The organism is Heliomarina baculiformis (assembly GCF_019966545.1).
GTDB lineage: Bacteria > Pseudomonadota > Alphaproteobacteria > Rhodobacterales > Rhodobacteraceae > Heliomarina > Heliomarina baculiformis.
The window spans coordinates 204521-224998 of the sequence record NZ_JAIMIC010000001.1 but is presented as its reverse complement, the minus strand read 5'-3'; the positions used below and the strand labels follow the sequence as shown (position 1 = coordinate 224998).

Annotated in this window: 22 protein-coding genes; 9 read left to right on the top strand and 13 right to left on the bottom strand. The window is 61.9% G+C overall.

The genetic code is table 11. The features are described 5' to 3' along the window. Positions 1-49: 49 nt before the first annotated feature. From MF268_RS01060 to cysG, 6 genes are all read right to left on the bottom strand, one after another. Positions 50-898 carry a ferredoxin--NADP reductase gene (locus MF268_RS01060; RefSeq protein ID WP_238369061.1) on the bottom strand — a complete coding sequence of 283 codons (849 nt, stop codon included), beginning with the start codon at positions 896-898 and terminating at the stop codon, positions 50-52. Positions 899-969: 71 nt separating this feature from the next. Continuing rightward, a complete protein-coding gene (locus MF268_RS01055) occupies positions 970-1377 on the bottom strand; it encodes a DUF934 domain-containing protein (RefSeq protein WP_238369060.1) in 408 nt (135 codons plus the stop codon). Then, positions 1374-2129, bottom strand: a complete 756-nt coding sequence (locus tag MF268_RS01050; RefSeq protein WP_238369059.1) for a phosphoadenylyl-sulfate reductase — start codon at positions 2127-2129, stop codon at positions 1374-1376. Before MF268_RS01050 ends, MF268_RS01055 begins: the two co-directional genes overlap by 4 nt. A gap of 7 nt (positions 2130-2136) precedes the next feature. Next, on the bottom strand, positions 2137-3801 hold the full coding sequence (locus tag MF268_RS01045; RefSeq protein ID WP_238369058.1) for a nitrite/sulfite reductase: 1665 nt from the start codon (positions 3799-3801) through the stop codon (positions 2137-2139). Between the two features lie 52 nt (positions 3802-3853). Then, positions 3854-4159, bottom strand: coding sequence for a DUF2849 domain-containing protein (locus MF268_RS01040; RefSeq protein ID WP_238369057.1), 306 nt, complete (start codon positions 4157-4159; stop codon positions 3854-3856). Beyond that, complete coding sequence (gene cysG, locus MF268_RS01035) at positions 4159-5553, bottom strand: siroheme synthase CysG (protein ID WP_238369056.1); 1395 nt, start codon at positions 5551-5553, stop codon at positions 4159-4161. The genes MF268_RS01040 and cysG overlap by 1 nt, the downstream gene beginning before the upstream one ends. Before the next feature lie 146 nt (positions 5554-5699). On the opposite strand from cysG, the gene MF268_RS01030 reads away from it, so the two are divergent. After that, complete coding sequence (locus tag MF268_RS01030; protein ID WP_238369055.1) at positions 5700-6176, top strand: Lrp/AsnC family transcriptional regulator; 477 nt, start codon at positions 5700-5702, stop codon at positions 6174-6176. Between the two features lie 79 nt (positions 6177-6255). Then, positions 6256-6651 (top strand): VOC family protein, encoded by a 396-nt coding sequence (locus MF268_RS01025; RefSeq protein ID WP_238369054.1) that lies wholly within the window; start codon positions 6256-6258, stop codon positions 6649-6651. On the opposite strand, the gene MF268_RS01020 is transcribed toward MF268_RS01025, so the two are convergent. Then, a complete protein-coding gene (locus MF268_RS01020) occupies positions 6652-7848 on the bottom strand; it encodes a cytochrome P450 (protein WP_238369053.1) in 1197 nt (398 codons plus the stop codon). 62 nt (positions 7849-7910) lie between these two features. On the opposite strand from MF268_RS01020, the gene MF268_RS01015 reads away from it, so the two are divergent. The 5 genes from MF268_RS01015 (at position 7911) to MF268_RS00995 (ending at position 14347) form a co-directional block, all read left to right on the top strand. Beyond that, positions 7911-9656 carry an ATP-binding protein gene (locus tag MF268_RS01015; RefSeq protein ID WP_238369052.1) on the top strand — a complete coding sequence of 582 codons (1746 nt, stop codon included), beginning with the start codon at positions 7911-7913 and terminating at the stop codon, positions 9654-9656. Then, positions 9653-10870 carry a sigma-54-dependent transcriptional regulator gene (locus tag MF268_RS01010; RefSeq protein ID WP_238369051.1) on the top strand — a complete coding sequence of 406 codons (1218 nt, stop codon included), beginning with the start codon at positions 9653-9655 and terminating at the stop codon, positions 10868-10870. The genes MF268_RS01015 and MF268_RS01010 overlap by 4 nt, the downstream gene beginning before the upstream one ends. 258 nt (positions 10871-11128) lie before the next feature. Then, positions 11129-12130, top strand: coding sequence for a DctP family TRAP transporter solute-binding subunit (locus tag MF268_RS01005; RefSeq protein WP_238369050.1), 1002 nt, complete (start codon positions 11129-11131; stop codon positions 12128-12130). Between the two features lie 93 nt (positions 12131-12223). Continuing rightward, positions 12224-12910 carry a TRAP transporter small permease gene (locus MF268_RS01000; RefSeq protein WP_238369049.1) on the top strand — a complete coding sequence of 229 codons (687 nt, stop codon included), beginning with the start codon at positions 12224-12226 and terminating at the stop codon, positions 12908-12910. Between the two features lie 6 nt (positions 12911-12916). Next, positions 12917-14347 carry a TRAP transporter large permease gene (locus MF268_RS00995; RefSeq protein ID WP_238369048.1) on the top strand — a complete coding sequence of 477 codons (1431 nt, stop codon included), beginning with the start codon at positions 12917-12919 and terminating at the stop codon, positions 14345-14347. An 81-nt stretch (positions 14348-14428) separates the two neighbouring features. Here MF268_RS00995 and tpiA read toward each other — a convergent pair whose 3' ends face one another. Then, the gene (gene tpiA, locus MF268_RS00990; RefSeq protein WP_238369047.1) at positions 14429-15181 is read right to left on the bottom strand and encodes a triose-phosphate isomerase; all 753 of its coding nucleotides are present in this window, start codon (positions 15179-15181) and stop codon (positions 14429-14431) included. Positions 15182-15273: 92 nt separating this feature from the next. Between tpiA and MF268_RS00985 the strand changes: the two genes are divergently transcribed. Beyond that, a complete protein-coding gene (locus tag MF268_RS00985) occupies positions 15274-16185 on the top strand; it encodes an isopenicillin N synthase family dioxygenase (RefSeq protein WP_238369046.1) in 912 nt (303 codons plus the stop codon). On the opposite strand, the gene MF268_RS00980 is transcribed toward MF268_RS00985, so the two are convergent. From MF268_RS00980 to MF268_RS00970, 3 genes are all read right to left on the bottom strand, one after another. Continuing rightward, positions 16182-16505, bottom strand: coding sequence for a TfoX/Sxy family protein (locus MF268_RS00980; protein WP_238369045.1), 324 nt, complete (start codon positions 16503-16505; stop codon positions 16182-16184). The genes MF268_RS00985 and MF268_RS00980 overlap by 4 nt on opposite strands. A 4-nt stretch (positions 16506-16509) precedes the next feature. Next, positions 16510-16872 (bottom strand): HesB/IscA family protein, encoded by a 363-nt coding sequence (locus tag MF268_RS00975; RefSeq protein ID WP_088635111.1) that lies wholly within the window; start codon positions 16870-16872, stop codon positions 16510-16512. A gap of 94 nt (positions 16873-16966) precedes the next feature. Beyond that, on the bottom strand, positions 16967-17329 hold the full coding sequence (locus tag MF268_RS00970; RefSeq protein ID WP_088635110.1) for an SUF system Fe-S cluster assembly protein: 363 nt from the start codon (positions 17327-17329) through the stop codon (positions 16967-16969). A 271-nt stretch (positions 17330-17600) separates the two neighbouring features. Here MF268_RS00970 and MF268_RS00965 point away from each other — a divergent pair, with 271 nt between their 5' ends. After that, positions 17601-19202, top strand: a complete 1602-nt coding sequence (locus tag MF268_RS00965; protein WP_238369044.1) for a DUF1217 domain-containing protein — start codon at positions 17601-17603, stop codon at positions 19200-19202. A 30-nt stretch (positions 19203-19232) separates the two neighbouring features. Here the strand turns inward: MF268_RS00965 and MF268_RS00960 are convergent, their stop codons facing one another. Together MF268_RS00960 and MF268_RS00955 are read right to left on the bottom strand one after the other, a co-directional pair. Beyond that, positions 19233-19505, bottom strand: a complete 273-nt coding sequence (locus MF268_RS00960) for an NfeD family protein (RefSeq protein WP_238369043.1) — start codon at positions 19503-19505, stop codon at positions 19233-19235. Further along, the gene (locus tag MF268_RS00955; protein ID WP_238369042.1) at positions 19505-20395 is read right to left on the bottom strand and encodes an SPFH domain-containing protein; all 891 of its coding nucleotides are present in this window, start codon (positions 20393-20395) and stop codon (positions 19505-19507) included. The genes MF268_RS00960 and MF268_RS00955 overlap by 1 nt, the downstream gene beginning before the upstream one ends. Between the last annotated feature and the right edge of the window lie 83 nt (positions 20396-20478).

Genomic DNA, 20478 nt, shown 5'->3' with positions numbered 1-20478 from the left:
AAAGGCGACCCCGGGGTCGCCTTTTGCCGTTCACAAATGAGCGCAGGAATTACCCGACAAAGGCCTTTTCGACCACGTATTCCTTGGGATCGGAATTGGCGCCTTCGCGCAGGCCAAAACCTTCGAGCACGTCTTTCATATCCTTGTTGAAATCGAGACTGCCACAGACCATGCCCCGGTCGGTTTCGGGGTTGATGGGTTCGATCCCTAGATCGGTAAACACGGTGCCATCGCGCAGCAGGTTGGTGATGCGGCCCATCTTGGGGCTCTGCTCGCGGGTGGTGGTCGGGTAGTACTTGACCTTGTCGCCAACCAGCTCGCCGATCAGCGGATCGTCCTTGAGGCTTTCGACAAGTTCACGGCCATAGTCGAGCTCTGCCACGTCGCGGCAGGTATGGGTCATGATGATCTGGTCGTATTTCTCATAGGTTTCAGGCTCGCGCAGGAGCGAGGCGAAGGGCGCAAAACCGGTGCCGGTGGCGAAGAACCACAGACGCTCGCCGGGCAGCAGTGCGTCATGCACCAGCGTGCCCACGGGTTTCGGCCGCAGGATGATCTGGTCGCCGGGCTGAATGTGCTGAAGTTTCGATGTCAGCGGGCCGTCCTGTACCTTGATCGAATAGAATTCAAGTTCGTCGTCCCAGGCGGGTGAGGCGATGGAATAGGCGCGCAGCAGTGGCTTTTGCTTGCCGGACTTGGGATCCGGATCGCCCATCAACCCGATCATCACGAATTCGCCCGAGCGAAAGCGCAGCGAGGCCGGGCGCGTCACGCGGAACGAAAAGAGCCGGTCGGTCCAGTGCTTGACCGAAGTCACGGTCTGGGCGTCGGGCAGGGTGGGCGTCTTGACGGGAGTGGCTTCGGTCACGGTATCGGTCACAGGTCTCATTTCGGTCATAGGCGAACACCGGCCCCGGGGACCGGCTCCTTTTTCCAGTAAGCGTTGAAAGTGGCGAAGGGAAGGGGCGTTTAGCCGCGCAGCCTTGCCTGATAGTCATGTTGCTGCCAATTCGCGCGTGCCAGCCACTGATCTTCCGGTTGGCGTGCAGCCAGCGCATCGTCGATCTCGACCTCGTCGAAACCGGACCGGCGCGCCATCGCGTATTGATCGGCGATCACGTGGCCCTTGGCCCGCAGCCGCCCGGTAAAGCCCATCAGGCGCAGTCGCCGCGCGATGGTGAACCCGCGCCCGTCGGCAAAGCTCGGGAAATCCACGCGGATCATCTCGACCTGATCCAGCAGGGGGCCCAGCTCCGTCACATCCGCATCCGAGGGCAGGTCGAGTCCGCGGGCCTCGTTCGGGCGTTCCTCGGCGGTGGCAAAGCCGCCCTTCCAGTCGTCGGACGTGAATCCGGTATCTTTGACGATAAAGCTCATGATGTCGCTCCTGTTCGCACCATCTTGCCATTCACAAAATGGATGCCGCATTCTTCCTTTTCCTGATCGCGCCAGCGCCCGGCACGCGGGTCTTCACCGGGCTTCACCGGCGAGGTGCAGGGCGCGCAGCCGATCGAGGGATAGCCCTTGGCCACCAGCGGGTGACGGGGCAGGCGGTTTTCTTCCATGTAGTTGCGCACGTCCTCGGGGGCCCAATGCGCCAGCGGGTTGACCTTGATGCGGCCTGTGCCCGCCTCGACCTCGAAAAAATCGAGCGCGGCGCGGGTGCCGGACTGGAACCGTTTGCGCCCGGTGATCCAGCCGTCGAATTCCGCGAGCGCGTTGTTCAGCGGCACGGTTTTGCGCAGGGCGCAGCAGGCATCGGTGTCGCGCTGGCGCAGCGTGTTGTCCGGGTCATGCTTCGCAATATCCGCAGCACGGATGATGCGCACGTTCTTCAGTCCCAGACGTTCGCTCACCTCGGACTGGTAGACCAGCGTTTCGGTAAACAGCATCTCGGTGTCGATGAACAGCACCGGCACCTTGCGGTCGATCACGGCGGCCATGTGCAACAGCACGACGGATTCCGCGCCAAAACTCGACACCAGCGCGATATGGCCCGCATCGCGCAGCGCACCCTTCATCACCTCGGTCGCGCTGTGGTGGCGGAACCGGGTGTTGAGCGCCGCGACGCGTTCGGCCAATACGGGATCGACCGGTGCGTCGGACGCCTTGTCCAAGGGGGGGATCATCGGGCGATCAAGCGGCATCGGCCCGGGCCTCGGGGTAGAGCGCAGCCTTGAAAGGCGCAGCCCCCAACCGGCGATAGGCGTCGAGAAAGGTTTCCTCGCGGCTTTCGCGCAGGTCGAGATAGCCAAGCACCAGCCGTTCGATGGCAGGCACGATCTCGTCGGCCGAAAAACCCGGACCGGCGCGTTCGCCGATGGTCGTGTCCTCGGTGCCGTCACCGCCCAGCGTGATCTGGTAGTTTTCCACGCCCGCGCGGTCGAGCCCGAGAATGCCGATATGGCCGACGTGGTGGTGGCCGCAGGCATTGATGCAGCCCGAGATCTTGATCTTGAGCGGACCGACATCGTGTTCCAGTTTCAGCTCGTCGAAACGGGTTGCGATTTCCTGCGCGATCGGGATCGACCGGGCGGTGGCCAGCGCGCAGTAGTCCATGCCGGGGCAGGCGATGATATCGGAGATCAGGCCGATATTCGCCGTCGCCAGCCCGTGCTTTTTCAGCGTCGCGTGCAGAGCGGGCAGATCCGATTTGTGGACATGCGGCAGGATCACGTTCTGCTCATGGCTGATGCGCAGCTCGTCATGGCCGTATTGCTCGGCCAGATCCGCCATCACGCGCATCTGCTCGGCCGTGGCGTCGCCGGGCGTCTTGCCATGCGCCTTGAGGCTGATCGAAACAATCGCATAGCCCGGCGCCTTGTGCGCGAAGAGGTTAGTATCGGCCCAGGCACGAAACACGGGGTCGGAACCGTGCGCGACGTCGTAGACATCGGTCGAGGCGGTGCGGAAATCCGGGTTGGCAAAGGCCGCCTCGAACTTGGCAAGCAGCACCTGATCGATACCGCTGAAGCGAGCGCGACGGGCGGGGAATTCGGCCTCGACCAGTTCGCGGATCTTTTCGATGCCGTTTTCGTGCACGGTGATCTTGATGCGCGCCTTGTACTTGTTATCGCGGCGGCCAAGCTGGTTATAAACCGCAAGGACGGATTCCAGATAGGGCAGCAGATCCTCTTGCGACAGGAACTCGCGGATCACCTTGCCGATCATCGGCGTTCGGCCCAGACCGCCACCGACGATCACCTCATAGCCCGGCTGACCGTTGCGGCGCACCATGCGCAGCCCGATGTCATGGGCGCGGGTCACGGCGCGGTCATGCTCGGCCCCGGTCACGGCGATCTTGAACTTGCGGCCCAAGAACTGGAATTCCGGGTGATCGGTCGACCATTGCCGGATCAGTTCGGCGACAGGGCGTGGATCGGCGATTTCATCGCCCACGGCCCCGGCGAAATGGTCCGCCGTCACGTTGCGGATCGTGTTGCCGCTGGTCTGGATCGCGTGCAGGCCGACCTCGGCGAGCGCGTCGAGCATATCGGGAATGTCGCGCAGTTGCGGCCAGTTATACTGGATGTTCTGGCGGGTGGTGAAATGGCCATAACCCTTGTCCCACTTTTCGGCCAGCAGGGCGAGATGGCGCATCTGCGCCGAGTTCAGCGTGCCATAGGGAATCGCCACGCGCAGCATATAGGCGTGCAATTGCAGGTAGACGCCGTTCATCAGGCGCAGCGGCTTGAATTCGTCCTCGGTCAGCGAGCCGTCGATGCGGCGCTCGACCTGCGCGCGGAACTGGGCGTTGCGTTCCGCAAGGAAATCACGGTCGAAATCAGTGTATTGATACATGGTCGTTCCTTTCGCCAGCCCCGCGCGGGGCATCGGATGGGTCTTGTTCGGATCAGGAGGCGGTTTCGGCCTGCTTGCCGTGGAAATAATTCGACGGGCCGGTCAGGCGGAATTCCTCGCGGAAATGGGTGGGCTCGGGACCGTTCGCGCCGATCTTGACCTCGGCCAGATAGGCACCGACCACTTCGCCGGCCTGTTGCGCGGCAAAATCAAGCCGTTGCTTGGCCAGTGCCTCGTCGCGCAGCACTTCGGCCTCGGAGAGCGTGCGCGACCAGCGGTCATCGGCGGTCTGATAGATCACATCGCCTTCAAGAAGGGCATTGGCGGTAACGACTTTGGGGGTAAAGGGGCGGGCCATCAGGCGAGTTCCTTTTGCATCTCGGGAAGGGCAAGGGCGGCCGCGCGCGGGGCGAGGCCATAGAAGGTGAGGGCAGGGCCGGTCATTTCGGCCTCGGCCAGATCGGTAGGCAGGGTGTCGAGCGTGGTTGAAAGAATGCGCTGATCGGGGCGCGAGGCGTTTTCTATCACGGTGATCGGCGTGGCGCGGTCGGCCCCGTGCATGATCAGGCGGCCCTGGATGAAACGGGCGGATTTCTTGCCCATGTAGATCGCGGCAACCTCGCCCGGGCGCGCCAGCGTGGCCCAGTCGTGATCGGCAAAACCTTTCATGTCATGTCCGGTCAGGAAGCGGACAGACGCATTGCGGCCCCGTTTCGTCAGGCTCTGGCCGATGCCAGCCACGGCAGCCGAGGCGGCCGTGATGCCCGGTACGATATGCCAGGTGACACCTGCCGCGTCGCAGGCGTCGATTTCCTCGTCCAGCCGTCCGAATACTGTACTATCACCGGATTTCAGCCGCACCACTTGCGCGCCTTTGCGGGCGTGTTCCACCAGCAGGTCATTGATGACCTCCTGCGGGGTCGAAGGGCCAAAGCCTTCCTTGCCGACATCGAGCATTAGCGCCTCGCGGCGGGCAAGTTCAAGGATTTCCTTTGAGATCAGGCGGTCGTAGATCACCACGTCGGCCTCGTCCAGCGCACGGCGCGCCTTGAGCGTTAGCAGTTCCGGATCGCCCGGACCGGCGCCGACAAAGGCGACGTGGCCGTCGCGCTGCGGACGCGTCAGGTGATCGTTCAGCAGCGATTGAAGCGCCGGGCGAACGGCGGTTTCGCCACCCTCATCCATCGCGCGGGGGCCGGCATTGAAATAGTAATCGGCCCAGAAATCGCGGCGGGCACGGCCAAAGGGCAGCGCCTCGGCCAGTTTGCGAAATCCTTTGCCGATTCGCGCCAGCGGACCGAGCGTGACCGCCAGACGTGCCTCGAGATCGGCCTTGATCGCACGGGCCAGCACGGGGGCCGCACCTTCGGTACCGATGGCAACAGTGACCGGGTCACGATCGACGATGGCGGGGGTGATGAACTGACTGTCCTGTAGGTTGTCGACCACGTTGACCAGCACACCGGCAGCGCGGGCAAGCTCTGCAGTGCGGGCGTCTTCGACCTCATCCTCGTCAGCGGCATAGAACAGCGCCGAGCCGTCCACATCGCCCTCGGCAAGCGCGCGGCGAGACAGGGTCAGCTTGCCCTCGCTCGCCCATGTCTCGATTTCCGGCGCTGGAGCGGCGGCATAGACGTCTATCCGCGCCTCTGTCTTCATCAAAAGGCGCAACTTGGCAAGCGCGGCCTCACCACCGCCCGAAAGGGTGATGCGCTGGCCCTCGACAGCGAGGAAGATCGGGAAATGTTGCATCGCGCAGGCTCCGCCCGTTTGTTTGACTTGAACTGCAATATAGGAAATATTCCCTTCAAATCGCCATAGGGGTTGTCAAATAAGGACATTTGTTCCAACCAAACGCCAAGTCGAGACAATCGACCCAAACAAGGAAAGAAACAGGAATGTCAGTTCGCATCGACGACGTGGATCGAAAAATTCTGGCCGAAGTGCAGCGCGACGCCAGCCAGTCGCTGGACGATATCGCCAAGGCTGTCGGGTCTTCCAAGACCCCTGTCTGGAATCGAATCCGCAAGCTGCGCGACGCCGGGATCATGGGGCAACAGACCGTGGTTCTGGATGCCGAGGCGCTGGGATTCGAGGCATGCTTTTTCGTGCTGATCCGCACCTCCGAGCATGAGGCGGAATGGCAGGCGACCTTCCTCAAGGCGCTGCGCGACCGCCCCGAGGTACAAGAGGCCCACCGGCTGGCGGGCGACATCGACTATATCCTGAAGGTGCGCGTCAAGAACGCCCGCGCCTATGACCAGTTCTATCAGGCGCTGATCTCGGAAGTGCGGGTGCATAACGTCACGGCCCTCCTGTCGATGGAGGAAATCAAATCCACCACGATGTTGCCGATCGACCAGATTTCGACCTGATTTCAATATAACTGGGCGGGGTGGAAAGCCGCGAGCGAGAGGCCTATAGCGGGACCAAATCCTCAGGAAAGGAACGCCCATGGCCAAAGCCATTCACACGATGATCCGCGTCTTGAACGAAGACCGCTCGGTCGCCTTTTACCGCGACGCTTTCGGGCTGACGCAGAGCGATCGCCTAGATTTCGACGATTTCACACTGGTCTATCTCTGGAACGAAGAGGCGGGGCATGAGCTTGAGCTGACCATCAACAAAGAACGCACTGAGCCTTACGACCTTGGTGACGGCTATGGCCACATTGCGTTTAGCGTCGATGATCTGGATTCCGAGCACGCGCGGTTCGAGGCGGCAGGTTATTCACCGCGCAAAATCGTGGAATTCGAACGCGACGGTCAACTGATCGCGCGGTTCTTCTTTGTGGCCGACCCCGATGGCTATCAGATCGAAGTGCTTCAGCGCAGCGGGCGTTTCGCCTGATCAGGTCATCACCATCAGCGCCGACAACCCGTGGAAATGGTAGCTGTCGGCGTAGATCGGTGGCTGCGCCAGCGACAAATCCGGGCAGCGCCGGAACAGCACCTGCAAGGCAATCTGCATTTCCAGCCGCGCCAAAGGCGCGCCGACACAGAAATGCGCACCGCCCCCGAAAGCCGAATGGGTGAGCGGTTTGCGCGCCGGATCGAACCGGTCCGGATCGGGCCAGACAGCCGGGTCACGATTGGCCGCCCCCAGCAAAAGCGCGACCTGATTGCCGCGTTTGAAGGCATGGCCGAAAGCCTCGAAATCCTCGTAGGCATAGCGCTGGAACATATGCAGCGGCGGGTCATAGCGCAGGATCTCTTCGACCGTGCCCGCCACGGTGTTATCGGTCAGGCAATCCGTGCCAAACCCATGCTCCACCAGCGCCTTGATGCCATTTCCAAGGCTGTGCACCGTCGCCTCGTGCCCGGCGTTCAGCAAGAGAACGCAGGTTGAGATCAATTCCTCAATGCTCAGCCGGTCGCCATCGGATTGCTGCACCGCGATCAACCGGGTGATCAGGTCATCGGGCGGCGAGTCCTGCATTGTTTGACGGCGGTGTTCAATGAAATCGGTCAGATAGGCGGTGAACTCGGCGCTCGCGCGGTTGGCGGTCTCGGCGGTGCCGGGTGGCGTTTCGGCCTGATACATCGCGACCATCGCATGCGACCATGCAAGCAGGTTCGGGCACATATCCTCGGGCACGCCGAGCAGCCGCGCGATGGTGCGCAGCGGGATCTCGGTGCAATAGGTGGGGAACAGATCGAAAGGCTCCGCCGGGAAACCATCGACCAGCTCATGGCAGAGAGCTTCGATATCGCCGGCCAGCGCGGCAATGGCGCGCGAGGTAAAGGCCCGCAGCACCAGCCCGCGCAGCCTTGTATGGCGCGGCGGTTCAATCTCCAGCATGGAATGCGCCTCGATCGCGTCAAAGGCGGCCAGCTCGGGGCGCGGCGGCTGCGCCATTTCGGTCGGCACCTCGCGACCCATCCGCTTGTCGCGCAGCAGAGAACTGACGGCTTCGTGCGAAAAGGCGGCGACCATCCCGTAATCGGACCAGTGGTGGAGATGCCCGTCCGTGCGCGCCGTGGCATAGAACGGATAGGGATTCTGGACGAACGCGGGATCACCCGGGGATTGGCGCAACTGCTTCATGCGGCAGAGCTTTGTCAGGCGCCACTGGTCAATGCAAGCCCGCGCCTGATAGTCTGGGCGAGATGAAAAGCTGGATCAAACCTTTCAACCTAGTCGTGCCGGTCTTTCTGCTGGCCGTCGCCGCGTTGACCAGCGTCGTCTGGCGTTATGGCTACGATCAGGCGCTTGACCAGCTTGCCCGCCGCGCGGAATCCGATCTGGCGCTGGCGAGTGATCGTCTGGCGACGCAACTGCAGACATATCAGGAACTTGCCGTGCTGATGGCCGACCATCCAGAGCTTGAGCGGCTTGATCTGCCGGAACGGGTAGGGGCCGCCAACGGACTTTTGCGCGAGGTGGCCGACAAGACTGGGGCGATGGACATCATGTATGCGGATCGCGATGGCCGGGTCATTGCCAGCGCTGAAGTGGAAAGCCCCGAAAACATCAGCGGCACGCCCTATTTCCGGCGGGCGACGCAGGGCGCGCTTGGGCGCGGGCACGGGCAGGCGGGCGGTCAGCGCGCCTATTTCTTTGCCGCGCCCATTTTCGCACCGGGCGGCGCGGTGCGCGGGGCGTTGGTTTTCGTGGCCGATATCGAGCTGATCGAACAGGCGTGGCGCGGCGACAATCCGGCGGTTCTCTTCACCGATTTGAGCGGCGATGTTTTTGTCACCAACCGCTCGGAACTACTTGGATGGGACCGTCCCGAAGGGGGCATCGGCCTTGTGGCGCCCGATGGCACGGCGGGCGCGTTTCGGACATGGACGTTTTCAGGCCACGAGATATGGGAGATGGGCTGGGGTCCGTATCTGCCTGCAAGGGCGCTGCATCTGGCGCAATCCATGCCCACGGTGGGTCTGACCGGCGAGGTGCTTGTCGATATCGCCCCGGCGCGGCGGCTGGCCGGGTTGCAGGCGGCGGCGGTGGCGGCGATCTGCCTTGCCTTTGGCGCGACGCTTTTCGTGGCAACGATCCGACGGCGCACTCTGGCCGAGGCCAATGCCGTGCTCGAGGCCCGCGTGGCGCAACGCACCCGCGCTCTGTCGACGACCAACACCCGGTTGCGTCGCGAAATCGCCGAGCGGCAGGAAGCCGAGGCCGCGCTGACCCGTGCGCAGGCGGATCTCGTGCAGGCGGGCAAACTCTCGGCACTGGGCCAGATGAGCGCGGGCATCAGCCACGAGCTGAACCAGCCGCTTATGGCAATCCGTTCCTTTGCCGAGAACGGGGCGCAATATCTTGAGCGTGGCCGTGATGACGTGGCCGCCGCGAACCTTGGCCGGATTTCCGAACTGGCGCGGCGGATGGGCCGGATCATCCAGAACCTGCGCACCTTCTCGCGGCAGGAAAGCGAAACACCACGCCGGGTCGACGTGGTGGCGGCCTTTGACAGCGTGCTGGAAATGGTCTCGGCGCGGCTGGAACAGGAAGGCGTCACGCTGCATTACGACCGTCCCTCGGGCCCGGTCTGGGCGCGCGGTGGAGAGGTGAGGCTGGGGCAGGTGTTCCTCAACCTCGTGACCAACGCCATCGACGCGATGCAGAACCAGAGCGAGAAGAGCCTGACCGTTGCGATAGATCAGGGGCCACCGCTGACCGTGCTACTGCGCGACACCGGCCCCGGCATCGACGATCCGGAAAAGATATTCGACCCGTTTTACACCACGAAAGCCGTCGGTCTTTCCGAGGGCATGGGGCTGGGGCTTTCGATCTCATACGGACTTGTGCAGAGTTTCGGCGGCGATATCCGTGGCCGCAACAGCGAGGCTGGCGGCGCGGAATTCACGGTGCATCTTGAACCCTGGCAAGAGGAACAGGCCGCATGAGCGATATGGTGCTTCTGGTCGAAGACGATAGCGCCGTGCGTGAGGCGCTGGCACAGACGCTGGATTTGGCCGCCCTGACACCCATCGTCGCCGGGTCATTCGTCGCGGCCAAGGATCATATCACCCGCGATTTTCCGGGGGTGATCCTGTCTGATATCCGCATGCCGGGGCGCGACGGGTTTCACCTTTTGGGCCATGCCCGCGCGGTGGACGAAGATCTGCCGGTGGTGCTTTTGACCGGCGAGGCGGACATCCCGATGGCGGTCGCCGCGATGGAGCAGGGGGCCTTTGACTTCCTCGAAAAGCCCTGCGCGCCCGCCGATCTGGTCGAAGTGATGAACCGGGCGCTGGCGGTGCGACGCAAAGTGCTTGAGGCGCGGGCCGAACAGGCGATGAGCGAGGCGGGCGACCCTGCGGCGCGCCTGATATTCGGAGTTTCGGCGCTGGCCGAAGGGCTGCGGGCGCGGGTGCGTCGCGTGGCGCAGACTGACAGCGAGGTGCTGGTCAGCGGCCCTCCGGGCAGCGGCATTTCGAAGATCGCCGAAGTGATCCATATGTGCTCGCCACGGGCTCAGGCGCCGTTCGAGAAACGCGCGGCCGACGGGCTGGACCGCTCCGGGCTGCACGAGGCGCTCGAAGCAAGCCGGGGCGGGGCGCTGTTTCTGGACGAGATCACACGCCTGCCGGCGGACACGCAGATCGCGCTGATCGAAGCATTGGAGCAACGCCACGCCACCCGCGTCATGGCAGGCAGCACTGTCGAGCCGGACGAGACGACACTGAACGCCGACCTTTTCTATCGGCTGGACGTGAGCCGGGTGCGTATCCCGTCGCTTGCCGAGCGGCCCGACGATATTCCGGTGCTGTTCCGCCGCTACGTGGCGCAAGCGGCCGAGCAATCCGGCGTTCGTCCGCCCGAGATATCACCCGAACATGTCGCCTCGCTCATGGCGCAGGACTGGCCCGGGAATGCGCGTTCGCTGATGAGCGCGGCGATGCGCTTCGTGCTGGGTATGCCCGAGGAAGTCAGCGAGGCCGCCGGTCTTGGCCTTGTCGAGCAGATGGCGCGGGTCGAGCGCGCCCTGTTGATCGCCGCGCTTGGGCGGCAGAACGGCCATGCGTCGGAAGCGGCCAAGGCGCTGAAGCTGCCTCGAAAGACCTTTTACGACAAATTGACGAAATACGGGATTCGCCCGGAAGACTTCCGCCGATAGGGGAGTGGGAAGTGTGCGGATTTCCGCACAGTGTGCTACCGGGCTTGTGTGGATTTTCGCACTCGGGACCTGAAGCAGTCGGCGCTTTCCGTGCAAAGCGTTCCGTAAAGCGATGAAAAAATTAACTATTTTTTCCATCGCGCCATTGCCGCGCTGCGTTCTTGAGCGGTTGATGCTGATTCTGTTCACTGACCTCAGCGCATCGAATCACGATGCCACCGGAGCAATCCGGAAGACATAGCTCGGGAGGAGTATCCAATGAAGTTTGCAACCGCTGCCGTGGCGGCCCTGACGCTGAGCGTTTCGGCAACCGCCGGTTTCGCGCAATGTGACGACGGCGAAGTTGTCGTCAAGTTCGCGCATGTGACCAACACCGACCGTCACCCCAAGGGGATCGCGGCCTCGCTGTTCCAGGAACGCGTGAACGAAGAGATGGACGGCAAAGCCTGTGTCGAGGTCTACCCGAACTCGACACTCTACAACGACGACCAGGTTCTTGAAGCGATGCTTCAGGGCGACGTACAGATGGCCGCGCCCAGCCTTTCGAAATTCGAAACCTTCACCAAGCAGTTCCGCATTTTCGACCTGCCTTTCATGTTCAAGAACATCGAAGCGGTCGATGCCTTCCAGGCCTCCGAAACCGGTCAGGCGATGAAGGAATCCATGGCGCGCCGTGGCCTACTGGGACTGGAATTCTGGCACAACGGCATGAAGCAGTTCTCGGCCAAGAAACCGCTGCTTGAGCCGGGTGATGCGGCCGGGCTCAAGTTCCGCGTCCAGCCGAGCGACGTGCTTGTCGCCCAGATGGAAGCTCTCGACGCCAGCCCGCAGCCGATGGCCTTTTCCGAGGTTTACGGCGCATTACAGACGGGCGTTGTCGACGGGCAGGAGAACACATGGTCCAACATCTACGGCCAGAAGTTCTTTGAAGTTCAGGACGGTGTGACCGAAACCAACCACGGTGTTCTCGATTATCTCGTCGTGACCAGCGTCGACTGGTGGGAATCGCTGGACGCGGATGTGCGCGATCAGATGCAGACCATCCTTCAGGAAGTGACCGAGACCCGTAACGGCGAGTCCTTCAAGGTCAACGAAGAGGCCAAGGCAGCGATCATCGAAGCCGGCGGTGTCGTGCGCGAGCTGACCCCCGAGCAGCGTGCCGACTGGGTCAACGCGATGAAGCCCGTCTGGGAAAAATTCGAAGGCGACGTGGGCGAAGACAACATCGCCGCTGCGCAATCCATCAACGAGTCGATGTAATCGGCCACCGCACCAGCCGGAACCGGCTGGTGCCACCTGTCTGGCGCGCCTCTGCCGCGCCGACTCCATCTCTTGCAATCCGGGGGACGCGCGATGTCTGGTCATGCGCAGTATCGGCCGCAATCGGCGGTCGGACGTTTCATTAATTCCATCGAAGAGACGGCCATTGCAGTCATCCTTGGCCTTATGACGCTGGTTACCTTCATCAATGTCCTGCTGAGGTACGTGTTCAACGCCTCGCTCATCTGGGGGCTTGAAGTCGTTCTGATCCTGTTCGCCTGGTTGGTGCTGCTGGGCATCTCTTATGGGTTCAAGATCGGCTCGCACCTTGGTGTGGACGCGGTGATCAACCTGTTCGAAAGCCCGGGAAAACGGGTGCTTGCCATCATTTCGGCGCTGATCTGTCTGGCCTATGCGGCGCTTTTGGTGAAGGGCGCATGGGATTACTGGGCGCCATTCGCGGCGCTTCAGCCGACCGAGGGCCGCTGGTTCCCCATGGGCTTTACCGAGGGCGTGCGGGACCGGGCCTTTTACGTCACCGACCAAGTGCCGATGCTGGGTATATTCCGCTGGCTCGAAGAGGCGATAAACTATGGCGAGGAATATGAAAAACTCCCCCGTGTCGTGCCTTATGCGATCCTGCCCTTTGCCACTGCGCTGATCCTGCTGCGCGTGGTGCAGGCTTTTATCGCCGTCATCAAGGGCGAGCGGATCAGCCTGATCGTCAGCCACGAAGCCGAAGACGCGGTCGCCGATGTCGCCGCCGCCCGTCAGGAGTAATCTCACATGGAAGTCGTTCTCCTATTTGTTCTCATCATCGGCCTGTTGCTGGTGGGCGTGCCGATTGCGGTGTCGCTCGGGTTCAGCTCGATCCTGTTCCTTCTGATGTTCTCGGACACCTCGCTCGCCTCGATTGCGCAGTCGCTCTATCAGGCGATGGCGGGACACTATACGCTGCTGGCGATCCCCTTTTTCATCCTTGCGTCGTCCTTCATGTCGACCGGCGGCGTCGCAAAACGGATCATCCGCTTTTCCATCGCCTGCGTCGGGCATCTACGCGGCGGGCTGGCGATCTCGGGCGTTTTCGCCTGCATGATCTTTGCCGCGCTGTCGGGGTCGTCCCCGGCAACTGTGGTGGCCATCGGGACAATCGTCATCGCGGCGATGAAGCAGGCGGGCTATACCAAGGAATTCGCGGCCGGTGTGATCTGTAACGCGGGCACGCTGGGCATCCTGATCCCGCCGTCCATCGTGATGGTGGTCTATGCCTCGGCAACCGATGTCTCGGTCGGTCGGATGTTCCTTGCGGGCGTCATTCCGGGCCTCATGGCCGGTGTCATGCTAATGGTGACGATCTATATCATGGCGGTCATCCGTGGCATGCCCAAAGGCGAATGGCAGGGCTGGGGCGAAATCGGTGCCAGTTTCCGCGACGCCTTCTGGGGGCTGATGCTGATCGTCATCATCATGGTCGGGATCTACGGTATCCCAGGTGTGACCGCGGCCCTGTTCACGCCGACCGAAGCTGCCGCCGTTGCCTCGGTCTATGCGGCCATCGTGGCGCTCTTTGTCTATCGCGACATGGGACCGCTCAAACCGCGCGAGGCGCAGAGCCTATCGGCCGCTGCCGTGACGGGTGCGCCGCCGCGCCCGCTGACCCTGCTGGACAAGCCCTGGGCCATCGTCACGGCGTTCTTTCATCGCGACACCCGCGACACGCTGCTGGATGCGGGTAAGCTGACGATCATGCTGATGTTCATCATCGCCAACGCGCTGATCCTAAAGCATGTTCTGACTGACGAGCAGATCCCGCAGCAGATCGCCGGGGCGATGCTGAGCGCGGGGTTCGGGCCGATCATGTTCCTGATCGTGGTGAACATCATCCTGCTCATCGGCGGTCAGTTCATGGAGCCCTCGGGCCTTATCGTGATCGTCGCGCCGCTGGTCTTTCCGATCGCCATCGAACTGGGGATCGATCCGATCCACCTTGGCATCATCATGGTGGTGAACATGGAAATCGGGATGATCACGCCGCCTGTGGGTCTCAACCTCTTTGTCACCTCGGGCGTGGCGGGAATGCCGATGATGGCGGTGGTGCGGGCGGCGCTGCCCTTCCTCGCCGTGCTCTTCGTGTTCCTGATCCTCGTGACCTATGTTCCGTGGCTGTCGACCTACCTGCCGACAACCCTGATGGGGCCCGAGATCATTACGAAGTAGGGTTAGCGGGTCGTAAACCAGTCGCTCTGATCGTCCAAGCAATGCGGATCACCGGAGATAATCCGGTGATCCGTTTTCGTTTCAGCTGCTTGCGGATAGCGCGGCCACGATGGGCCCGAAATCGGCGGCCTTGAGGCTGGCACCGCCCACAAGCGCGCCGTCCACGTTGGAGACGCCAAAAATCTCGGCGGCATTACCCGCCTTCACCGAGCCGCCATAAAGCAGGCGGACCGAGCGCGCGACACCGGCGCCAAAGCGGCGTTCAAGCCGGGATCGCATGTAGTCATGTACCTCGCCGATCTGGTCGAGCGTCGGGACCTTGCCGGTGCCGATAGCCCAGATCGGTTCATAGGCGACGACTAGGTTCTGTCCGGTCACCGCATCCGGGATCGACCCCGACAGCTGGCCTGCGATGATGTCGAGCGTATTGGAGGCCTCGCGCTCCTTGAGGCTTTCGCCGACGCAGACGATGGCGGTCAGACCGGCCTCGATAGCGGCAAGGGTCTTGGCGCGTACGGTCTCGTCACGCTCGCCATGATCGACGCGGCGTTCGGAATGGCCGGTGATGACATAGGACGCACCGGCATCGCGCAGCATGACCGCGCTGATGTCGCCTGTATGCGCGCCGCTGGTCTCGGCATGGCAATCCTGCCCGCCAACGGCCAGGTTGGTGTCCTTTGCGGCCTCGGCCATGCGCTGGATCAGCGTCGCGGGCGGGCAGATCAGCATGTCGCAGCCCGCTTCGGCATGTTCCTTGATCAGGGTGTCGATTTCCGCAAGCGACTCCGAGGTGCCGTTCATCTTCCAGTTGCCTGCCGCCAATTTCCGTCGCATCGTTTTTCTACCCTGTTCCTGAAGTCTCGCTGCTACCATCGGCGGTTTGGCGGGACAAATGCAAGCAGGTCCAACCAAAGGGAGGCGCTGCCTTGATACCTGATCTAGACATGGCCCTGCTGAGGGCAAGGGATCCCGTCGAAATGGCCCGGCTGACCCATGCGCTGCGCGAAGTCGGATTTCTGACCCTGCACAACACCGATCTGATTGCCGATGAGGTGTCGCGTGTGATCGAGGCCTATCGCGGGTTCTTCCAATGCTCGGCCGCCGAGAAATCTGCCGTCGACATGAGCCGCACCGGATCGAACCGGGGCTGGGGTGCGCCGAAATCGGAGCAGGTCGACCCGACGGCCAACCCGGATTTCAAGGAAGTCTTTGATTGCGGTCACGAATTGCCCGAAGGTCATCCCTTGGCCGAAGTCGGGCTGTCGGTCTATGCGCCCAACCTCTGGCCCGAAGGACAGGAGGGGTTCCGCGCCGCGGTCGAGGCTTATTACGACAAGGCGCATGGCGTTGCGCTGGAACTGCTGCGGGCGATGGCGGTGGCGATCGGCGAGGATGAGACGAGTTTCGATCAGGCGTTCGATGCGCCCATGGCGCTTCTGCGAGGAAACTATTACCCCGAACGGCCTGACTGGGCAGGGGATAAGGATTTCGGCATCGCGCCTCACACGGATTACGGTTGCCTGACGCTGTTGGCGACTGATGGGGTGCCGGGGCTGGAGGTGCGGCTGGCCGATGGGCGCTGGCAACCTGTCGTGGCCGAGCCGGGGCGGTTTGTCATCAATTTTGGCGAAATGCTGGAATTCTGGACCGCCGGACGCGCCAAGGCGACGCTGCACCGGGTGATCGGCAGCCCGCAAGAGCGGATTTCGGTCCCGCTGTTCTTCAACCCCAGCCATGACACGAACGTGGCACCTCCGGGTTCAGGACAGGTTATCTCGGCGGGCGATCACCTGTCGCGCCGGTTCAATGAGACCTACCTGCACCTGCGTAAGGGCTAACGCGACTCAAGCGAGGCGCGGGCGAGGTCGCTTGCCGTATCCGGATCGTCGAGCACTTCGCCGGGGATGACATAATAGGGCATGCTGGTTTCCACACCGTTCTTGCGTGTGTGGGTCCAGCGGTCCCATCCGTTGGTCTCAAGGCGTTCGCGAAAATCGCCCTCGGCCTTGAGCAGAAGCGTGGCGTCGCTGCGCAGCAGGGCAAAGATCACGCCCTGATGATAGATCGCCATCCCGCCGAACATACGGCGGGTGGTCAGATCTCCCAGCGGTTCGAACAGCTCCAGCGCGAAGGCGATATCGCTACCGCCCAGCGCCATCGGTTCAGTTCGCGCCGGGAACTTCGTTGAATTTGATGGATTCCCCGCAGCCGCAAGCCTCGGCCACGTTGGGGTTGTTGAACTTGAAACCGGATTCCAGCAGGCTGGTTTCGTAGTCGATTTCAGTTCCAAAGAGGAACATTTGCGCCATCGGGGCAATCATCACCCGGGCGCCGTCCTGATCGATGACCTCATCGTTTGGGTCAACTTCCGAGACGTAGTCCATCGTGTATTCCATGCCTGCGCAGCCGCCCTTCTTTACGCCAATGCGCAGCCCGCTGTGGCCGCCCTTGGCCATCAGCTTGGTGATCTGGGTGGTCGCAGCAGGGGTCAGGGTGACCGCCTGTTTGCCCGGAATGGAAAACATCTTTCATACTCCTTTGCCGTCCCAAGGTAGTCCCGGTGCGGCACGATCTCAAGAGGCGGGTCCGAACGGACCAGTTGCCATCTTAACGGGCGGATTACATGAAGCCGAGTTCGAGCCGTGCCTCGTCGCTCATCATATCCATGCCCCAGGGCGGTTCCCAGACCAGTGCCACATCAACCTGTTTGACGCCCGGGATCGGTTCGACCGCATCGGCGACCCAGCCCGGCATCTCACCGGCCACGGGGCAGCCGGGCGCGGTCAGGGACATCGCGATGTTAACCTCGTTTTGCTCGTTGATATCAATCGTGTAGATCAATCCAAGCTCGTAGATGTTTACCGGAATCTCGGGGTCGTAAACCGTTCGGCACGCATCAACGATCTGCTCATACAGAGGGTGGTCTGTTGAGGAGGGCGCGATCAGCGGCGCACCTTCAAGAGGTTCTGGCGTCTGTGTCATCTATGCCTCGGTCTGTTTCTGATAGTTTATATAGGATTTCCGCGCCAAAGCGTAAAGGGGGCGCGCGGGTTTTGCGACTGCGGGCAGGGCGGCCGAAATGGGCGGCACAGGCGGTGCACGACCCGTACAGCACCTGTACACCCCCTGTACACCGCCGCAGCGCAGCATAGCCGTTTTGCGCGGGAATCCGGCATTACATCCGCATAACCACCAATTGTTAACACAACCGTCTTAACAAAAGATCTGGAGGGCTTTTGAGGAGTCGGTTGTCATGTTCACACCCACGGTTATCGGGGCAGGTCTGGCGGGCTATGGTTTCCTGACGCGCACGCGCGATCAGCAGCAGGGGATGCTGGCGAATTCGCCGCAGATCGCGCGCGATACCTCGGCGACGATGGAACGGATGAAGGATGTCCAGAGCTCGGATGACCTGTTGAATGACCGGGCATTGCTGCGCGTGGCGCTTGGGGCCTTTGGGCTGGATGAGGATATCAACAACCGGGCGTTTCTGAAAAGGATCCTCGATTCCGATCTCAGCGATGACAAGTCGCTGGCGAACCGGCTGGCCGACAAACGTTATCTCGCCTTTGCCAAGGCGTTCAATTTCAAGGGGGAGGAAGGGCCGCAGATAAACGCGGGCAAGACGGCGGATGAGGTGCGCGCCGACCTTGCCAATATCCGCAGCGCGGATGACCTCCTGAACAATCCGCGGCTGTTGCAATCGACTCTTGCGCGTTTCGGGCTTGAAAGCGATGCGGGCAATCGGTTCTTTCTGAAACAGGTGCTGGAATCCAACCCGGATGACGCGACATCCTTTGCGCGACGGCTGAGCAACCCGGCCTACGCGGATCTGGCGCGGGTATTTGACCTTGCCGACAAGGTGCGCGATCAGGAAAGCATCTATGCTTTCGCTTCGAAGTTTGAAGGGAAGGCCGCCGGAATAGAAACAGTGGATGACCTGTTTCAGGAGCCTGATCTGCTGCGGGCCGCGCTTGGCATTTTCGGGCTGGAGGCCGATCTCGAAAACAAGGATTTCCTCCGATCGGTTCTTGAATCGGACATTGGCGATCCCGCTTCGGTGGCGAATACCGAATATGACCGGCGTTATCTGGCGCTCGCCAAAGCCTTTGATTTCAACGCCCGCGCCGAGGCCACGGCGAATGGCGACCCGTTCACCAGTACGCTGGAGAAATTTGTCGAAAGCGTGTCGTCGCGCAGCGCCCAGGTGGAAACGGCGCAGGACCTGTTCAGCGATATCGGCCTGATGCTGGACACGTTCGAGTTCTTCGATCTGCCGTCGCGACCGGATGCCGCGCAATTCGCCAACAAGATCCTGACCTCGGACCGGGACAATCCGCTGTCCTATCTCAACCTTCAACTGGATCAGCGCTATCACGCCTTTGCGGATGCTTTCAATCTCAAGACCCCGCCCGAGGGGCGTGTCTATCCGCCGGGGTTTGCCGATGCCATCGTGCAGAACTACCTTGATCGCCAGTTCGAGATCCGGATCGGAGAGTCTGATGCCTCGATGCGGGTGGCGCTGGCGATGGAGCGCGACCTCAACGATGTGGTGGAAAATGCGCTGAGCAACGACGCGCGCTGGTTCGGGGTGATGTCCTCGAAGCCGCTGCGCACCATCTTCGAGACGGTTTTTCAACTGCCTGAAAGCTTTGGCGCGCTGGACCTTGATCGTCAACTGGCGGATTTCAAGGCGCGGGCCGAGAGCTATTTCGGCACCTCAGAAGTGGCCGATTTCATCGAAAGCGACCGGATGGAAGAGTTGCGCCGACGCTATCTTGTGCAAAGCAGCATCGGCACCTCTGCGGGCGGCCCCGAGAACGTCGTATTATCGCTTTTGAGGGGAGGGCTGTAGCGCGCGATCACGAGGGCGTACGCCGACGTCTTAGTCGTTGATATCCTTGTCGAAATATTTGACCTGACCCTGTGGGCGGGAAAAGAAATGCCGCAGGGCCAGCCATGCGATCAGGGACAGGGCCGCAAAGAGTAGCAGGAGCAGGGGCAGCAACAGGCTGATGCCGGTGTTCAGCAGCAGCATGGCGACCGCAAGCGCGCCGATGGCAAAGCCGAGGAAGATGAAACCGGGGATCACGATTTCGGCAATCCCCAGGATCAGGGCGAGCGCCAGCCATGCCCACCAGATCGTCCAGAAGGCCATTACTTGCCTCCTTTCAACATCTTGAATGCGTCGCCAAAGGCTTCGAGCGCGTTCGCGGGGAGGAGGATCGTCTGTTTGCCTTCGCCATTGCCAAGTGCGTTGAGGGCTTCGACCTGTTTCAGCGCGACCTGGTATTGCGCGGCCTCGAGCCCGTTTTCCTTGATCGCGGCGGCCACGACCTCCGTGGCATAGGCTTCGGCATCGGCCTGGATACGGCGTGCCTTGGCGACCTGCTCGGCAGCGTAAAGCTCGGCATCGGCGGAGAGTTCGACGGCGCGTTTCTGGCCTTCGGCGCGGGTGACCTGCGCGCGGCGTTCGCGTTCCGCGTTCAGCTGTTGCAGCATCGCGTCGCGCGTCGCCTGATCGAGATTGACGTCGAGGATCTCGGCACGTGTCACCTCGATCCCCCAGTTGTCTACGGCATCTTCGACACTGGCCTTTATGGTCGCGATCAGCTGGTTGCGGTTGGACTGAACATCGTCGAGGTCCATCTTGCCGATCTCGGCGCGCACGATCCCGGCGACGGTGGTGGCAATCGCTGCGTCCACGTCACGGATACGGTAGACGGTCTTTTCCGGTTGGACGATGCGGTAGAAAACGGATGTTTCGACCTCGACCAGCACGTTGTCGCGCGTGATGGCATCCTGGCTGGCGGTGGGAAGCTGACGTTCGAGGATCGAGATCTTATGCGCGATCACGTCGAGGAAGGGGATGACAAAGTTGATGCCAGGCCCGAGCACGGAGTGCAGACGCCCAAAGCGTTCGACCACGTGCTTTTCCGACTGCGGCACGATGCGCACGCCCTTGAAGATGATGACGATCAGCAGCAGCGCGCCCAGCAGGTAGACCACGTTCCCGGTCAAGAGCGCAAAGATCTGTTCTTCGTTCATGTCGTTTTCCCGTTAGATGTCAGCACCTAAATGGGGATCAGGCGCGGTTGCGGCAATAGTCCGCCAGTGCGGCGGATTAATCC

What these genes read in the sequence shown, in the direction of transcription:
- MF268_RS00980 (WP_238369045.1), bottom strand. Translation starts at nt 16,505, where the DNA reads ATGGCGCTGGGCGGTAGCGATATCGCCTTCGCGCTGGAGCTGTTCGAA.
- MF268_RS01060 (WP_238369061.1), bottom strand. Translation starts at nt 898, where the DNA reads ATGACCGAAATGAGACCTGTGACCGATACCGTGACCGAAGCCACTCCC.
- MF268_RS01030 (WP_238369055.1), top strand. Translation starts at nt 5,700, where the DNA reads ATGTCAGTTCGCATCGACGACGTGGATCGAAAAATTCTGGCCGAAGTG.
- MF268_RS01005 (WP_238369050.1), top strand. Translation starts at nt 11,129, where the DNA reads ATGAAGTTTGCAACCGCTGCCGTGGCGGCCCTGACGCTGAGCGTTTCG.
- MF268_RS01055 (WP_238369060.1), bottom strand. Translation starts at nt 1,377, where the DNA reads ATGAGCTTTATCGTCAAAGATACCGGATTCACGTCCGACGACTGGAAG.
- MF268_RS01000 (WP_238369049.1), top strand. Translation starts at nt 12,224, where the DNA reads ATGTCTGGTCATGCGCAGTATCGGCCGCAATCGGCGGTCGGACGTTTC.
- MF268_RS01040 (WP_238369057.1), bottom strand. Translation starts at nt 4,159, where the DNA reads ATGGCCCGCCCCTTTACCCCCAAAGTCGTTACCGCCAATGCCCTTCTT.
- MF268_RS00975 (WP_088635111.1), bottom strand. Translation starts at nt 16,872, where the DNA reads ATGTTTTCCATTCCGGGCAAACAGGCGGTCACCCTGACCCCTGCTGCG.
- MF268_RS00960 (WP_238369043.1), bottom strand. Translation starts at nt 19,505, where the DNA reads ATGGCCTTCTGGACGATCTGGTGGGCATGGCTGGCGCTCGCCCTGATC.
- MF268_RS00955 (WP_238369042.1), bottom strand. Translation starts at nt 20,395, where the DNA reads ATGAACGAAGAACAGATCTTTGCGCTCTTGACCGGGAACGTGGTCTAC.
- MF268_RS01020 (WP_238369053.1), bottom strand. Translation starts at nt 7,848, where the DNA reads ATGAAGCAGTTGCGCCAATCCCCGGGTGATCCCGCGTTCGTCCAGAAT.
- MF268_RS01015 (WP_238369052.1), top strand. Translation starts at nt 7,911, where the DNA reads ATGAAAAGCTGGATCAAACCTTTCAACCTAGTCGTGCCGGTCTTTCTG.
- MF268_RS00965 (WP_238369044.1), top strand. Translation starts at nt 17,601, where the DNA reads ATGTTCACACCCACGGTTATCGGGGCAGGTCTGGCGGGCTATGGTTTC.
- tpiA (WP_238369047.1), bottom strand. Translation starts at nt 15,181, where the DNA reads ATGCGACGGAAATTGGCGGCAGGCAACTGGAAGATGAACGGCACCTCG.
- MF268_RS00970 (WP_088635110.1), bottom strand. Translation starts at nt 17,329, where the DNA reads ATGACACAGACGCCAGAACCTCTTGAAGGTGCGCCGCTGATCGCGCCC.
- MF268_RS01010 (WP_238369051.1), top strand. Translation starts at nt 9,653, where the DNA reads ATGAGCGATATGGTGCTTCTGGTCGAAGACGATAGCGCCGTGCGTGAG.
- MF268_RS01050 (WP_238369059.1), bottom strand. Translation starts at nt 2,129, where the DNA reads ATGATCCCCCCCTTGGACAAGGCGTCCGACGCACCGGTCGATCCCGTA.
- MF268_RS01045 (WP_238369058.1), bottom strand. Translation starts at nt 3,801, where the DNA reads ATGTATCAATACACTGATTTCGACCGTGATTTCCTTGCGGAACGCAAC.
- MF268_RS00995 (WP_238369048.1), top strand. Translation starts at nt 12,917, where the DNA reads ATGGAAGTCGTTCTCCTATTTGTTCTCATCATCGGCCTGTTGCTGGTG.
- MF268_RS01025 (WP_238369054.1), top strand. Translation starts at nt 6,256, where the DNA reads ATGGCCAAAGCCATTCACACGATGATCCGCGTCTTGAACGAAGACCGC.
- cysG (WP_238369056.1), bottom strand. Translation starts at nt 5,553, where the DNA reads ATGCAACATTTCCCGATCTTCCTCGCTGTCGAGGGCCAGCGCATCACC.